This is a genomic window from Paenibacillus selenitireducens (genome assembly GCF_002021565.1).
GTDB lineage: Bacteria > Bacillota > Bacilli > Paenibacillales > Paenibacillaceae > Paenibacillus_K > Paenibacillus_K selenitireducens.
This window is the reverse complement of sequence record NZ_MSZX01000004.1, coordinates 83554-99659: the sequence shown is the minus strand read 5'-3', so window position 1 is coordinate 99659 and position 16106 is coordinate 83554. Positions and strand designations below refer to the sequence as shown.

Here is a 16106-nt window from a genome sequence, read left to right as displayed (position 1 = left end):
GAAGCACGAGGCTCCCCTTCATCTTCAACATCTATCAGCAGATTACTCGTCGATTCGTAGCACAGCCATGAAGGCTTCTTGCGGCACTTCAACACTACCGACTTGCTTCATGCGTTTCTTACCTTCTTTTTGCTTATCGAGTAATTTACGTTTCCGTGAAATATCGCCCCCGTAACATTTCGCAAGAACGTTCTTACGCATGGCTTTGACGGTCTCACGGGCTACAATTTTGGTACCGACAGATGCTTGAATCGGCACTTCGAACATTTGACGCGGGATCAATTCGCGCAGCTTCTCACAAATGATACGGCCACGGTTGTACGCACGGTCTCTGTGTACGATAAAGGACAATGCATCAACTTGCTCGCTGTTCAGCATGATATCCATCTTCACTAAGTTGGATTTACGGTATCCTGACACTTCATAATCAAAGGATGCATACCCTTTTGTGCTCGATTTCAGCTGATCGAAGAAATCATAGACGATTTCCGCAAGCGGCATATCGTACGTAATCGTAACACGGTTTGTATCCAAATATTCCATGTTGATAAATTCGCCGCGTTTGCCTTGGCACAGCTCCATAATTGCCCCAACATAATCATTTGGTACAATAATCGCTGCCTTCACATACGGTTCTTCTACAAAATCAATACGTCCAACTTCTGGGTAGTTCGACGGGTTATCAATGGTAAGCACTTCACCGTTCGTCAATGTAACACGATAAATAACACTTGGTGCCGTCGTAATCAACGGAATGTTGAACTCACGCTCAATCCGCTCTTGAATAATTTCCATATGCAGAAGTCCTAAGAATCCGCAACGGAATCCAAATCCTAAGGCACTCGATGTTTCCGGTTCAAAACGAAGCGATGCATCGTTCAGCTCCAGCTTCTCAAGCGCTTCACGCAAATCGGTGTAATCCGAGGATTCAATCGGATACAGACCGCAATATACCATCGGATTAATACGGCGGTAACCAGGCAATGGCTCAGGCGTTGGATTTTTCGCATCCGTCACCGTATCCCCGACGCGAGTATCCTTCACGTTCTTAATCCCAGCCACGATAAATCCTACGTCGCCTACGTTAAGCTCGTCCACGATACCCATCCGCGGCATAAACGCACCCACTTCGATAACTTCGAAGGTTTTTTCCGTCGCCATCATCTTGATCTTCGACCCTGCACGAATGGAGCCGTCAATAACCCGAACATACACGATAATACCTTTATAGGCATCATAGTGAGAATCGAATATCAAAGCCTTTAGTGGTTGATCCGGGTTCCCTGTTGGTGCGGGAACTTTAGATACGACCTGCTCCAGGATCTCCTTGATTCCGATTCCTGCTTTGGCAGATGCAAGTACTGCGTCGCTCGCATCCAACCCAATAACATCTTCGATTTCTTCCTTCACACGTTCCGGATCTGCGCTAGGCAGATCAATCTTATTAATAACTGGCAGAATTTCCAGATTATTATCAAGTGCCAAGTACACATTCGCTAACGTCTGTGCCTCGATCCCTTGGGCTGCATCGACAACAAGCAGTGCGCCTTCACATGCAGCCAGGCTTCGTGATACCTCGTACGTAAAATCGACATGTCCTGGTGTATCAATCAAGTTCAGCAAATAAGTCTCTCCGTCGTCTGCTTTGTATTCCAAACGTACGGCTTGAAGTTTAATTGTAATACCGCGTTCACGCTCTAAATCCATTTGGTCCAACACTTGCGCCTGCATTTCACGTTGCGACAACGCGCCGGTATATTCCAAAATCCGATCCGCTAGGGTTGATTTCCCGTGGTCGATATGTGCGATAATACTGAAATTTCTAATTTTCTTTTGTCGAGCTTGAATGTCCGTCATTCCTTACCCCCACTACAAAGCCAAAATGTTTTCAATTTACTCATTATAGCAGTTGTGTGAAAACCCTTCAATGGTGGGGGACAAATCCTTAATCCAGAATCGAACTGAACATGGACACAACCCATTCAATTCCTTTATGAGACACGGATTCAAGGACCCCACCTGTCGTGCTTGCTAATTTATCTACGGTTGGCTGTTTCGTGGGAACTAAGGCAATATAGTCTTCTTGCGCTGCCGTATGTTTCCCATCCAAAACTCCATCCTTCGTGATTGTCTGCTGATTTGCTTGTTGCTTCGTATTCGACGTCTGCGGGTACTGAACTTCCATCTGTGAATTAGATTGTTGTTCCGCTGTAGGTATCTGTTGTTGGACAGCCCAGGCAGGCGGATTGTTCTGAAGGGCTGCCGGACCCTGAATTCGTTCAATTCCTGATGAAGCTAAATTTAGTCCCAACATGACACCAACCGCTACCATCGCAACCATGGCAAATACTCTTCTTTGAAAAATGGACATGTGTAACGCCCCTTTCCCTCTATGTAATAAATATCTTTATTTTTTCGTTGCTTTTGCATTTACTTTCTCAGCTTGGAATACTTCATCCGCAATGAGCCTTGCTAAGATATCTGCGGTCCGATAACTTTCTTGCAGCGTATTATCTACCCCGCCGATCTCAATCAAGAAGCTGTTCGGTGAGAGAGATTGATTATATTCTCCGTTTCCATTCGCGGAGCTTTTCCCCCAGATTCCTCTAGAAATGCCAGGATACTCTTTCTCCAACTTGGCATGAATTTTGTTAGCGAAAGCTTCGTTTTCACGCCAATTCTTATTACCATGCCCAATAATGAAATAGACTTGTGCGTAATCTTTTCCGTTAATCGTTACCGTTGTTTTCTTACGCGCCTGAGAATCCCGATGAATATCGAAGAAAAATTGCAGATCCTGATTCTGAGTCATCGCTTCCTTCACCGTTGTCCGAGAATATTTATAAGAATAATTCCAGTTGTATGATTTCACCGTTGCGGCGTAGTCCTCTTCGGAATGAAGGGTTCCAACACCTAATTGCTCTAGCTTTTCGGCTAACCGTTGTCCAACAAGTGTAATATTTTTCGTCGCAGAGTTCGGTTCTTTCATCTTCTTGCTTAATTCTGGATTCCAAGATTCCCGGTTATGCGAATGATAGATAAAGACAAACTTCTTGCCGCTGATCGCTTGCTTGGTGCCGTCTGTTGTTTTACCTGCGTCGATATCTTTGGCTGGTACTTTCGTAGGGACTTGCGTTGCCCCTGGTAAGGGTATCTCAACCGAAGGGGTAGGCAGTGCTAGCGGTGGTTCTTGAATCGCCGGGGAATCGTTAAAATCCTCTGGAGCCGTCATGGCACCATTCCCAATGGCTGTCCGAAGCGGAACGGCGTCATCTCTACCTAATCCCGGCAACTCATGTGATAGTAGGCTCTTTGGGTCCGATGGGTTGACGTTCGTTAGCATTTGAAAAAGAAAGGAACTTAGCTTCTGTCGCGATAAAATGGGCTCTTCCGTACTTGTCGATAAGTGCGGTACTTCCATTCCTAGCATGTCCAAAAAAAAGTGACTTGAAACGGCTGCTGCGAATCCTTTCATCGACGTACTAGGTGACGTATTCCATTGCTTCTGCAGCATCGTCCCTAGACCTAACATTATAAAAAAGAGCATCGAGCACAACGTGAGTATTGCGAACGTTCTGCCCATCACGAGTATTTGCATCATCCGTTGCTTCATCTTAGGAATATGTATCGTTTGGAATGTGGTCGGCTTCATAGCATCTCCTCCTGAATCTAGCGATGATTTACTATATGAGCCGAATCTAGCAGATAGAACAAAAATCGGATCAAGAGAATTGAAAAAGATAGGCATTGATGCAAGTCTATGAATTGATTTTGTAAAAGAGGAGAGGGGCTCTCTTTTCGGTCGCTTCTTGTCCGCAGCTACCAAAGAGCGAACGCAGGCTCCTACAAGAGATCCCCCTCCTCCTTTTCTTAAAAATCCAAATAGGACTTCCATCAATTCTTTTTCAAAGTCTTGATCCGATTTTTGAGAGGAGGGGAGGAGGGGAAGGAAACGCTAGTGGGTATACGCTCCCACGTTGTCTTTATCCACGGCCTTATGCAATGCAGCATTCAGACCACTGGCGATAATATTCGCAATATCCTCAATAAATTCATCGATTTCTTTGGGTGTCACAATCAGATCATGACCTAAAGGCTGAAGGACTTCTTTAACTAATGCAAGTCGGTCATTTTCAGGAATTTCATCTAACATCCCGAGAATCTGCTTTGTATTGTTCGTTTCTTGTTGAAAGTGTGTCCGCATCATTTCGATGGCATTGTTCACGATGGTTGATGCATAACACACGGTAGGTACGCCAATCGCAATACAAGGGATACCTAGAATCTCTTGGGTAAGACCTTTACGCTTATTTCCTATCCCTGATCCAGGATGTATACCGATATCGGCGATTTGAATCGTGGTGTTCACACGTTCTAATGCTTTGGAGGCCAAGGCATCGATCGCGATAATCAGATCCGGCTTGATTTTCTCCACAATGCCTTGCACGATTTCACTCGATTCAATTCCTGTAATACCTAATACGCCTGGAGCGACGGCGCTCACTGGACGGTATCCATCATTCACTTGGTCTGGTGTTAATTCAAAATAATGGCGTGTCACCATGGTATTCTCCACGACTAAAGGGCCTAGCGAGTCCGGCGTCACATTCCAATTCCCTAATCCGACGATCAACACCTTGTCCATTTCCTTAATGCCTAGCTTGACGAGAAAAGAGGCGAATTCTTGCGCGAACTTTGTTGCCACACGATCTTGAAGATCGGTGTCTTTATTGCGAAGTTCAGGTACTTCAATCGTAATATAGTGACCTTTGACACGCCCTAGAATTTGAGCACCCGCATCGGTCTCCACATCAATCCGTGTCACCTTAATACCCCGATCCTCATCCACTTGCTCCATAACACCCGGAATCGTACATCCGTGCTGTGCAGTTGCCATTTCTCTAGCTTCTAGCGCAAGGTCCGTCCGAACCGAATACTGCTGCAAATCCAATTGGTCGCTCATTTCGTTGCTCCTTCACATTCATTTTCTATAGTGTGCGAGGAGTTGCCTATGATTATTCAAATCGCGCATATTCTACGATACGGATTCTTTCCTTGATTTTTGTGAAGTCGCGTGATAAACTATTTTAAGTTGTGGAATCTCTATTGGTTCCAGTTATCGTAGGTAGTAATGCCTTACAGGAGGTGAATGCAATGCCAAACATTAAATCCGCTGTGAAACGCGTAAAAACAAATGAAAAACGTCGTTTACTTAACGCTTCTCAAAAGTCCGCTCTTCGTACTGCTGTTAAAGCTGCTGATGTAGCTGTAGCTGGTACTGAAGTTGAAGTAGCTAAGAGTGCAATTCAAGTTGCTTCCAAAAAGCTGGACAAGGCTGTAACTAAAGGCTTAATCCATAAAAATGCAGCAGCTCGTAAGAAGTCTCGTTTAGCGAAAAAATTAAACGCTCTTTCCGCACAAGCGTAAGGTTAGCGAACAAAAAAAAGTCCTCGAGATCACTCTCAAGGGCTTTTTTATATGTCTTTTTTACATTTAGACAGCTAATCTTAGCAAAAACAACTCTAAACCTAACACTTTTTCTTTCTTCCCCGTCTTCATTTCATAGTCTAATTCCGCAATACTTGATAAAATCGATGCCAGCCGTTCACCTTCGAATTTACGCGCTTGTTCTCCAGCTAATTTGACGACATAGGGATGCAGACCAACTTGTGATGCGATCTGCTGCTGGGAGTAGCTCTGTCGCGTCAATTCCTTCACTTGCAGCATAATCCGGAACTGTCTAGCAATTAACGCTAAAATTTTAATAGGCTCTTCCCGTTGCTTCAATAGATCATACATAATGGAGAGCGCGCGATCTACACGTAGATTGGCAATCTCCTCGATCAACGCGAAAATATTCTGTTCCGTATTCCGCACGACGAGGCTCTTCACCGTCTCCTGATCGATCATGCCACCTTGTCCGACGTATAGACTTAATTTATTGATCTCTGCGGATAACGTCTGTAAATGCGTACCTGCGTAATTGACGAGCAGCTCAGCTACACCCGGTGCCAATGAACAAGCGTGTTGCTCAGCCTGCTTGGCGACCCACTGCAACAGTTCTTCAGCGCTTAAGGGCATGAACGAAATCAAGGCTCCCTTCTCTTTCACCGCCTTGACGACTTTCTTCCGCTCATCTAACTTCTCACCTTGCGCAATAAATACAATGACGCTGTATTCCGCTGGACTATTTAGATAAGCGATAAGATTTTCGACCCGATGCTCGATTTTGGCTGATTCTTTGCCTCCTGCGATGAACAGGGATGGGTCTCGAACAATGATTAGTTTGCGCGGAACGAGGAAAGGCAATGTCTGTGCCTCGTCGATCACGGTATCAATCGGCACTTCCCCTAAATCATATTTGCTTAGCGCAAAGTCGCGATGCTCTTCATCGATCAATTTTTGGGTTAAGTATTGTACGAATTCATCCATTCTATATTTTTCCGTTCCATAACAAACATAGATCGGCTGTATGTTTCCTTTGTGTATATCGCGCATAGCTGCTTTGTAATCCACCAGTCGCTCCCCCTTCTACTACAGTTATCTTAACAAAAAAGCTTGTCCCTCGCCAACTATAATGATGCTTTAACGACAACAAAGGGACTACGCTAATTGCATGCGTAATCCCTCTGTCCCATAGCATCTATATAAACATTCGCGAAGAAGTCCTAGGTTCTTCTTAGCGAACGATCATACGACGCAACGGCGCCGCAGACTTGTTGTTTGTATAGTATACGACGGCGGCGTAAAAGTGTGCATCAAATCCAATGTAAATTTATGATTTGGACTTCTTCGGCGTAATGGTCATGAGCTCCGGCTCACCGAATGTCCCATCTGCATTTTTGGACGAAAATTCAAATGTGAAGGTCTTCTGATCCTCGGACCACATCGGATTCGTTACCATACCGTCTGTTAATGTCTGTTTATACAGCACTTTCTTCTTGCCATTATAAACGACCAACTTATGTTCATCGAATACCGCACGGAAGGCTTTATCTTCTGAGCGTACTTCCATATGGGCGTCAGCAAGCGACGTATCGAAACCCGGTGCTGCTAAGGACATCAGACCCATCATGTCACTGGACTCGAATCCTTTATCTTCAACTTCTTGAGAAATAGACCGGCGATCCTGCTCCTGATCAGAGCTTTTGTCTGTATTACCCGAGTTGTCATTCCCTTGCCCATTATCAGATTTTTTCGACTGTTGATTGGACGAGCCTGCGTCCGATTTAGGATCCGATTTAGTATCTGGCTTAGCGTCCGGTTTCGTCGTAGGAACCTGCTGCTCTCCGCCGCTGCCTCCCACTTTATGGTCTTGTTGACCTGATTTTTCACCTTTGGTCGGAGGTGTTGACTTCGTATCCTGCTCAGAAGGCACGGTTGCAGGTTTTTCTTGCTGCGTGTCCTTTGGGGCAGGCTCATCTGGAGCTTTACCTTGATCCGCAGGTTTTGTTTCATTCAAGTTATCCGCTTTATTCGGCTCATCTGCTGCTTTGGTGTCCGTTCCAGCATCATACGTAGCTGTTGAAGGAGCCGTGGATGTCTTTCCTTTATCTAAGGTCTGACTCTCATTCATAACCATACTCTTGTCAGCAGATGACTCTTGTACACTCGTTAATTCCATATCCGCTTGTTGAACCGAATCCGGTTTGTTAAATAGTAGAAATAGTCCGACTATAAATCCAGCAGCTACAACTCCGCCAAGGGTACGGAAAGGCATCCGATCTCTCCAACGGGGTTTCATCGGCACAATCACCGATGGTGATGATGTTTCACGTACCGCTGCGTTCTGCTGCTGCTCCAAATCTAATAGATCAAGTTGTGGCATAATCGCATCAACAAGACTGAATTTAGGCATGACTTTCGGCATATTCTCGAGTTCTGCGGATAGGTGTTTGAGACGTTCGAACATTTCGGAACAATCCGAGCACTGTTTCAAATGCTCCATTAGGTGGGAGATTTCGATCTTGTTCAGATCGTCATCCACATATCTATTCATTAATTCCATCACCTCTGGACAATTCATCATCGAACACCACCCTTCTGATAATCATGTAGTAATAATTGCAATTGTTGCCGTGCTCGGAATAAATAGGACTTCACCGTATTTAACGGCAAGTTGAGCGCATCTGCGATCTCATTATAGGAGAAATCCTGTAAGTATCTCAGCACAACGACCGCCCGATGATGTTCAGGCAATTTCTCTATTGCCTCTTGAATATCTTTGGCTACATATGTGGACATGACTTCCTGTTCCACATTATCGTCCCCTTGAAATACGAGCTCATGCTCATCAATAGAGACCGACGGTTTATTGCGACGGAATTTATCAATACATATGTTAGTTACAATACGTTGCACCCATGTTTTAAATTGGGCTTTCTCTTCATAGGAATTTATTTTCGAATAAATACGAATTAAAGCTTCCTGAGAAGCGTCCATTGCATCCTGTTCATTATTGAGAATATAGTAGGCTGTACGATAGACGTGTGTTTCAATATTACGCAATAGAGTGATGAGTGCGTCGCGATCGCCCGACTGAGCAGCTCGAATGAGTTCTTGCTCTACCACTACTAGGATCCTCCCCTCTTGCAACATTACAGACGGTTTCATACTCGAAATTGTTGCAATGTTGCGACCAAAATTCATAATAAATATTTGGCAAATCTTTTTGATACTTTTTTTCACATGCTAGAGTTCTTGTCTTAGGATAACAGAAAATGATTTAAGTGACCACTTTGTTCATTCGATAAGCCTTCTAACATCTATGCTGTTGTCGTGTATACGCATCTGAACTTCCCCATATAGGTCTGTGCGATAAATATCTATCCCCATCTGTTCCAGTCGATCTATGACTTGGGGACTGGGATGACCAAAGGTGTTATGCTCGCCCACGGAAATCACGGCAGTTCTGGGGTTCCAATAATCTAACCAGCGTTCAGATGTCGAAGTTTTACTGCCATGATGCGCAACCTTTAATACATCAACCGAACCTTGCCTAGATGCTGATTTTCCCCCAAGCCTCTCTAATTGCTCCACGATTTCTTGCTCTATACCCTGTTCTATATCTCCAGTAAATAGAACCCGTGCATGCTTCATATGTAATAGGAAGACGACGGAATGATCATTTTGCTCGTTCATCAACGTTATACGCGAGGAATCTCCAAGTGTTGCGGTGGGATAGATAAACTGTACCTTCGTCTCGGTATCCAGTTGCATGGGGATGGAAGGATTCGCCTGATATAAAGGGATATCTTGATCCAGTGCCGTTCTGAACAATTTGGACATCGAGGCATTGGGCTTGAATGTTCCGTTGAAAATAAATGCCTTTACAGGAATTTCTTCCAGGACGGCCTGCAACCCTCCAGCATGATCCTGGTCCTCATGGGTCAAAATGAGCGCATCCAATTGATGAACACCACGCTGTTTCAATAGTGGCACCAGCAGCTCTCGTCCGACTTCATACGGCTCTTCACGAGCCTTCCATTCGTCACCCTTTTGGCCAAATCTCACGGTTCCACTCCCATCCACAAGCATATGCTTACCCTCCGGCGTTCGGATGAGAATGCTATCTCCTTGCCCCACATCCATAAATTGAACGTATCCGTGATGATCATAGAATGTAGGATTGTACGCATACAGCAGAAATAAGCTGCCAACAAGCAGGTATCCGCTTCGTGACACCAGCTCTCGTCTCTTCCAAGCTCTAGATTGCCCCTGTGGATGTCCCGCCAAATCCGGAGTTAACGGAAGGGTGTCTTCATGAGAAACTTCGCCAGGCCCTGGTATAGTAGATTTTCGTTCTCCGATCATACGTACACCGATTTCAACAAGCGCGTAATAGATCAGGATCCACCAAATCGGTGGCGACGCCCAAATCATGACGAAAGTATTCGATTGATTCATCCATGTAATCAGACCAAAGCACCACGTATTAAGCCATTCCGTAGGCCATACGAGCAGATTGGCAATCGCTGGATGAATAAAGCTTAGAACTAGTGCGATTGACCCAAATGGTAGAACAATAAAACTAATCAAGGGTACGAATACAAAGTTAGCGAGAAGCGATAGAAGCGATACTTGATTAAAGTAGTATATCGTTAACGGAAACGATACCACCTGCGCAACACTCGAAATAGCTACCAAACTAGCCAGCCATGCTGACCTGAAGGGCAGCCTGCGTTGAATGCGCGGTACCCATAGAATCAACCCCGCAGTAACAATAAATGATAACTGAAAGCTCACATCTAGAATGTAATACGGATTCCATAGTAACATCACGAGTGCAGCAAGACATAAGATATGCAGACCATCTTTCAGGATCTGCTTACGAAGGGCATATAACGCAATCATCGACATCATGCCGGCACGAATGACGGAAGGCGATGCGCCTGATATCAATACATACGGTGGTATTAAACACATGACGATCAGAAGACTCTTTTCCTTCGACCATCGCAGACGCCGAAACAACCATAAAAAAGAACCCACATACACCGCAACGTGTGTGCCCGATATCGCTAGAATATGGGTAAGTCCCAGCTTCGAGAAGTCACGGAATTTTTCTGGATCCAGATCACCGCTATCTCCAATGACAAGTCCCTTCATATATCCATCGTGAGGCGGAGTGAATAGCAGAGACAATTGCTGCCCCAGTCTCAAACGCACTTCATCATTCCCACGTAGAATCGTCTGTTGATTCCAGGCGGTTGGCGCCTCCGTCACGATGGAGTCTAGGCCTTTCGCTTGGAGCATCCAATGCACATGCTTCAGACGCAGATAAGCCCGGTAATCAAAAGCTCCAAAGTTGTGGGCCGTACCTGGAAATCTTAATGTCCCTGATATGTTGATGTGATCTCCACGCTGCCAGGTAGACGCAATCTGCTGTTGAGGCTGCTCTATTAATTGAATTTGAACCATGATATTCTCTGAAATTCGAAGCGGTTGCTTCGGATCATCTGTCCCCCATTCATCAGCCGCCATTTGAAAACTTACCCGATCTCCGTCCAGCGCCACTTGTGAAGTTATTCTCCCAAACATCGTCACCTCGGCGTTGTCGAGTTTAGCCGTTCCGATCCCTGTCATGTCGGGTAGACGGCTCATATTGTGATCATCGGTCCACGTATAATACAGCGTTCCGCATACCAACACCAGACCATATATCAGCATGTGATGTACTGAAGATAAGCGATAGTATATGGATAAAGGCAATGTAACGAGAAGGAATCCCGTCACAATCAACCCTAGAACGAACCCTTGCCACAAACAAGCCATGCCCATACCTATGACCCAACTTACGGTGATCCATACCATAGGCCTGCGGTCGAACATTTTCATCTAACCTGCCACCTCTCCTAAACAAAAAGAACCTTCAATCATCTTCGCCATAGGTTTGGCGTTAGGATTGAAGGTTCTTCCTCATGGTTATATACGATTGGATTGCTTATTTCTCTATCAGTTGGAGACAGACATCACGGTATCATTCGGCGGTTGATAACCTGCCAAGTGGCGGAAGGTAATTCCTTTATGCTCCATCATCGTAATTACTTTTTCACTATCTTTCGGGTATGGACGATGGTATACGATTTCAACCACACCGCTATTGGCTAACATATTCGCACAAGTCCAGCAGGGCTGATCTGTGACATAGACGATCGAGCCCTCCCGGTCATTGCGGTCTGTGAACAACAATAAGTTTTGCTCTGCATGAATGGTTCGAACACAACGCTGCTTCTTCACCATCTCTTCGCGTCCATCTATGATTTTCAATTCATATTCTTCTGCAATCATACATCCCGCTTCTTCACAATCAGGTACACCCATAGGTGCCCCGTTATAGGCGGTACCGAGCAGCTTCTTGCCTTGTACAAGAACGGCGCCGACATGGCGTCTCGGACAACGGGAGCGTGTTGAGACCATGTAGGCGATGTCCATAAAATAAGTATCCCAGTCTTTACGCATGTTCGTTTCATCTCCAGCTTAGTTAAGTGATGCGACCATTGTAGCATGTTTTCATAACGGTGTATATTTTCAACGGTTTTCACACCATTACAACCCAACCAACGGTTTCAATTTAGCGAACACCTTGGGACCAATTCCCTTCACATTCCGAAGCTCATCAATCGACGCAAACTTCCCGTGCGCCTCCCGGTAAGCGATAATTGCCTTTGCTTTGCTATCACCTATCCCTGGCAGCTCCATCAGCTGTTCTTTCGTGGCTGCATTCAACGGAATAAGCTGATGAACAGGTTCGATCTTTGTTTCTCCTTGACGCATATCATTATTCACTTGCGAGGATGGTATCGGAATGATCGCCTGACTCGGGGCTTCTACGATATCGGTTTTCTTAGGTTTCACCTCAGGAGAAGTATCTGTCTGTATGGTTGCGCTTTGTGTACTAGAGACATCTTTGGATTTTGTTTCTTGCAATGTATTCGAGGTTAACGTCTGTTCCATGCCATCATTCAACTTCGTCCAACCCGGAATATCAGCGGCGGAGGAAGAACGAATCCAAGCGAATACCAATATACTTACCCCAATACATACAAGGCCGAACATGAACCAACTTTTACGGTCAGACATGGATTGTCCTTGTCGTTCCATCTAGTCACCTTCTTTGAAAGATTGTCATATCATAGCATGATGGTCAAACCATTGTGCATATATTGAAAAAATAGAATGTGCTCATAGCAAGATAAGGGAGGAATCAGGATGAAAGTAGGATTCATCGGAACGGGGAGTATGGGCAGGACGCTGATCGAATCGTTCATTGAATCCGGTGCACTTGAACCGGGGCAAATTATCGCCAGTAATCGAACCATGCAGAAGGTTCATCAATTGGCATCTCAATATCCGGGGCTGCAAATTGCCACCTCCAATACCGAAACGGTAGTCGGAAGTGAAATCATATTTCTATGCGTTAAACCGATGCAATTTAAGAGAGTTGTCGATGAAATTGAACCTATCGTTCAGGATCATCAAATTCTTGTCTCCATCACGAGCCCAGTGCAAATCCTTCATCTAGAAGATCATTTGCGCTGCAAAATTGCCAAAGTCATACCGAGTATTACGAACTCCGTATTGAGCGGTGCAACGTTGTGCATATATGGCAGTCGTATAAAAGGCAAAGACCGGTTGCTGCTGGAGGATTTGTTGCAATCCATAAGTCGTCCTGTAATCGTTGAAGAAAATTACACCAGGGTGACTTCGGATTTCTCTAGCTGCGGACCGGCCTTCATTGCTTTTTTTCTACAAAAATGGATTGATGCTGCGGTGGAAACGACGGGAATTAATCGGGAACAAGCGACCTGTCTTGCCAGTGAAATGGTGCTAGGAACAGGCAAATTATTAACGGAGGGCCGACTTACGCCTGAAGAAGTTCAGACCCGTGTCGCCGTCCCAGGCGGAATCACCGCCGAAGCTCTTCACTTGTTAGAGAATGAGCTTCAGGGCGTTTTCCATCAATTAATTCGAGCCACCCATACCAAATATGATGAAGATTTAGAAAAATTAAACGTTCTGTTTAACCGGACGGAAGTTAACCGACCACAATATTAACGAGCTTGCCTTTGACAGCAATAACTTTACGAATCGTCTTGCCATTCATCGCGGCTTGAACATTTGGCTGTGCTAATGCTTTTTCTTGCATACCTGATTCGTCCAAGTCTTTGCCGATCATCATGCGTTCAACAATTTTTCCGTTTACTTGTACGACAATCTCAACTTCAGCATCGACGGTCAACGACTCATCATACGTTGGCCACGCTACATAAGAGATACTACCGGAGTGACCCAGACGTTCCCATAGCTCTTCCGTGATATGTGGTGCAAGCGGAGCCAGCATCTGCACGAAGTTCTCGATCGCTTGACGAGGCAATTCTTCTGCTTTGTAAGCCTCATTAATAAATATCATTAACTGGCTGATCGCCGTGTTGAAACGTAGACCATCGAAATCTTCGGTCACTTTCTTCACGGTGCGATGCCATGTCCGCTTAAATGCTTCACTACCTTCTCCATCGGTAATCTTCGGATTAAGTACGCCATCCTCCGTTACGATGAGGCGCCAGATCCGTGCCAAGAAACGGTACGATCCCTCTACCCCATTCGTGTTCCAAGGCTTCGTTGCTTCCAAAGGTCCCATGAACATTTCGTACATCCGTAATGTATCGGCGCCGAACTCGTTGACAATATCATCCGGATTAATGACATTCCCACGCGATTTACTCATTTTCTCATTGTTCATCCCCAAGATCATTCCTTGGTTCACAAGCTTGTGGAACGGCTCTTTCGTATCGACGATACCCAGATCGTACAATACTTTGTGCCAGAAACGGGCATACAACAAGTGAAGTACGGCATGCTCAGCTCCGCCAATATATAAGTCAACAGGCAACCAAGCTTGTTGTTTGTCCTTCGCACACAATTCATCGTTGTTCTTCGGATCGATGAAACGCAAGTAATACCAACAGCTGCCCGCCCATTGCGGCATGGTATTCGTCTCGCGACGAGCTGCCATTCCTGTCTCCGGATCAACCGTGTTTACCCACTCCGTAACATTCGCCAGCGGGGACTCTCCTGTACCGGATGGTTTAATATGTTCCACATCAGGCAGCAACAATGGAAGCTGATCTTCCGGAATCGTCTTCATGGTTCCGTCTTCCAGATGAATCACCGGAATTGGCTCTCCCCAATAACGTTGACGGCTGAACAACCAATCACGCAATCGGTACGTCACTTTACCTTGACCTTTTCCGTTCGACTCAAGCCACTCGATCATGGAAGCCATAGCATCTTCTTTGTTCAAGCCATCCAAGAAGCCAGAGTTCACATGTGCACCTTCACCAGCATAAGCTTCCTCTTGAACATTCCCGCCTTGAACGACTTCAATAATTGGCAAATCAAATTTCTTAGCAAATTCCCAGTCACGTTCATCATGCGCAGGAACCGCCATAATCGCACCTGATCCATACCCGGCAAGCACATAATCTGCGATCCAAATCGGCAATTTCTCACCATTCACTGGGTTAATGGCATAGGCACCCGTGAATACGCCGCTTTTGTCTTTTGCCAAATCTGTACGCTCTAAATCACTCTTATGCGAAGCTTTCAGTTGATACGCAGCTACAGCATCAGCTTGTTCCGCTGTCGTAATCGCCGCTACCAACTCATGCTCAGGCGCAAGCACGCAATACGTAGCACCGAATAATGTGTCAGGACGCGTCGTAAATACCGTTAATTGCCCTTCATAGCCATCGATCGCAAAGTTGACTTCAGCCCCCTTGGATTTACCAATCCAGTTCCGCTGCATATCCTTAATGCTCTCCGCCCAATCCAATTCTTCCAAATCATCTAATAGACGATCGGCATAAGCCGTAATCTTCAGCATCCATTGACGCATCGGCTTACGCACAACCGGATGGTTCCCACGCTCACTGAGTCCATCGATCACTTCCTCATTGGATAGAACCGTTCCAAGCGCTTCACACCAGTTCACTGGCACTTCAGCGACATATGCAAGACCCATTTTGTACAATTGGATAAAAATCCACTGCGTCCATTTGTAATATTCCGGATCTGTTGTACTGATCTCACGATCCCAGTCATAGGAGAATCCTAGCGACTTGATTTGACGGCGGAAGTTGTTAATGTTCTTCACCGTAATGTCGCGCGGGTGTTCCCCCGTATCTAATGCGTGTTGTTCGGCTGGCAACCCAAATGCATCCCAACCCATCGGATGAAGGACGTTATATCCTTGCATACGCTTATAACGTGATACAATATCCGTCGCCGTATATCCTTCTGGATGTCCTACGTGCAGGCCTGCACCTGATGGATACGGAAACATATCCAGGGCGTAGAATTTCTTCTTGCTTGGATCGTCAATCGTCTTAAATGTTTTGTCTGCGTCCCAATACTTCTGCCATTTCGGTTCAATGACAAATGGGTTATACCCTTGTGATTGCTGAATTTCCTGTGTCATTCGCTCTTCATCCTCCTACGATATCAACCATTTTTCATACAAAAAACCTCTCATCCGTAGCGCAAACATGTCGCTAGGGACGAGAGGTTGCTCCCGTGGTACCACCCTAGTTAGCCCTTGGCATACT

13 protein-coding genes and 1 other annotated feature (1 of these 14 running past the window's edge) are annotated in these 16106 nt (G+C 45.5%); of the genes, 2 read left to right on the top strand and 11 right to left on the bottom strand.

Annotation, left to right across the window (positions count from 1 at the left end; all coding sequences use genetic code 11):
* Positions 1 to 42: 42 nt before the first annotated feature.
* The 4 genes from lepA to gpr all read right to left on the bottom strand — a co-directional run bounded on the left by lepA (position 43) and on the right by gpr (position 4963).
* Positions 43 to 1857, bottom strand: coding sequence for a translation elongation factor 4 (gene lepA, locus BVG16_RS10905; RefSeq protein WP_078498629.1), 1815 nt, complete (start codon positions 1855 to 1857; stop codon positions 43 to 45).
* An 88-nt stretch (positions 1858 to 1945) separates the two neighbouring features.
* Positions 1946 to 2371, bottom strand: coding sequence for a hypothetical protein (locus tag BVG16_RS10900; protein WP_078498627.1), 426 nt, complete (start codon positions 2369 to 2371; stop codon positions 1946 to 1948).
* 36 nt (positions 2372 to 2407) lie between these two features.
* Positions 2408 to 3652, bottom strand: a complete 1245-nt coding sequence (locus tag BVG16_RS10895; protein ID WP_078498625.1) for a stage II sporulation protein P — start codon at positions 3650 to 3652, stop codon at positions 2408 to 2410.
* A gap of 303 nt (positions 3653 to 3955) precedes the next feature.
* The gene (gene gpr, locus BVG16_RS10890; protein WP_078498623.1) at positions 3956 to 4963 is read right to left on the bottom strand and encodes a GPR endopeptidase; all 1008 of its coding nucleotides are present in this window, start codon (positions 4961 to 4963) and stop codon (positions 3956 to 3958) included.
* A 191-nt stretch (positions 4964 to 5154) separates the two neighbouring features.
* On the opposite strand from gpr, the gene rpsT reads away from it, so the two are divergent.
* Positions 5155 to 5427 carry a 30S ribosomal protein S20 gene (rpsT, locus tag BVG16_RS10885; RefSeq protein ID WP_078498621.1) on the top strand — a complete coding sequence of 91 codons (273 nt, stop codon included), beginning with the start codon at positions 5155 to 5157 and terminating at the stop codon, positions 5425 to 5427.
* Positions 5428 to 5493: 66 nt separating this feature from the next.
* Here rpsT and holA read toward each other — a convergent pair whose 3' ends face one another.
* From holA to BVG16_RS10855, 6 genes are all read right to left on the bottom strand, one after another.
* Positions 5494 to 6516, bottom strand: a complete 1023-nt coding sequence (gene holA, locus BVG16_RS10880; RefSeq protein ID WP_078498619.1) for a DNA polymerase III subunit delta — start codon at positions 6514 to 6516, stop codon at positions 5494 to 5496.
* Positions 6517 to 6775: 259 nt separating this feature from the next.
* Positions 6776 to 8029 (bottom strand): zf-HC2 domain-containing protein, encoded by a 1254-nt coding sequence (locus BVG16_RS10875; protein ID WP_078498617.1) that lies wholly within the window; start codon positions 8027 to 8029, stop codon positions 6776 to 6778.
* On the bottom strand, positions 8026 to 8571 hold the full coding sequence (locus BVG16_RS10870) for an RNA polymerase sigma factor (RefSeq protein ID WP_078498615.1): 546 nt from the start codon (positions 8569 to 8571) through the stop codon (positions 8026 to 8028). Before BVG16_RS10870 ends, BVG16_RS10875 begins: the two co-directional genes overlap by 4 nt.
* Positions 8572 to 8742: 171 nt before the next feature.
* Positions 8743 to 11337, bottom strand: a complete 2595-nt coding sequence (locus tag BVG16_RS10865) for a ComEC/Rec2 family competence protein (protein WP_078498613.1) — start codon at positions 11335 to 11337, stop codon at positions 8743 to 8745.
* Positions 11338 to 11454: 117 nt separating this feature from the next.
* A complete protein-coding gene (locus BVG16_RS10860; protein WP_078498611.1) occupies positions 11455 to 11961 on the bottom strand; it encodes a deoxycytidylate deaminase in 507 nt (168 codons plus the stop codon).
* Positions 11962 to 12048: 87 nt separating this feature from the next.
* Entirely contained in the window at positions 12049 to 12603 is a 555-nt protein-coding gene (locus BVG16_RS10855) for a ComEA family DNA-binding protein (RefSeq protein ID WP_078498609.1), read from the bottom strand.
* 108 nt (positions 12604 to 12711) lie between these two features.
* On the opposite strand from BVG16_RS10855, the gene comER reads away from it, so the two are divergent.
* Entirely contained in the window at positions 12712 to 13557 is an 846-nt protein-coding gene (gene comER, locus BVG16_RS10850) for a late competence protein ComER (protein ID WP_078498607.1), read from the top strand.
* Here comER and leuS read toward each other — a convergent pair.
* Positions 13538 to 15979: a leucine--tRNA ligase gene (gene leuS / locus BVG16_RS10845; protein ID WP_078498605.1), complete on the bottom strand. Its 2442-nt coding sequence runs from the start codon at positions 15977 to 15979 to the stop codon at positions 13538 to 13540. The two genes, comER and leuS, sit on opposite strands and share 20 nt — an antisense overlap.
* Positions 15980 to 16051: 72 nt before the next feature.
* Positions 16052 to 16106: a binding site (T-box leader), on the bottom strand; it runs 176 nt beyond the window's last position.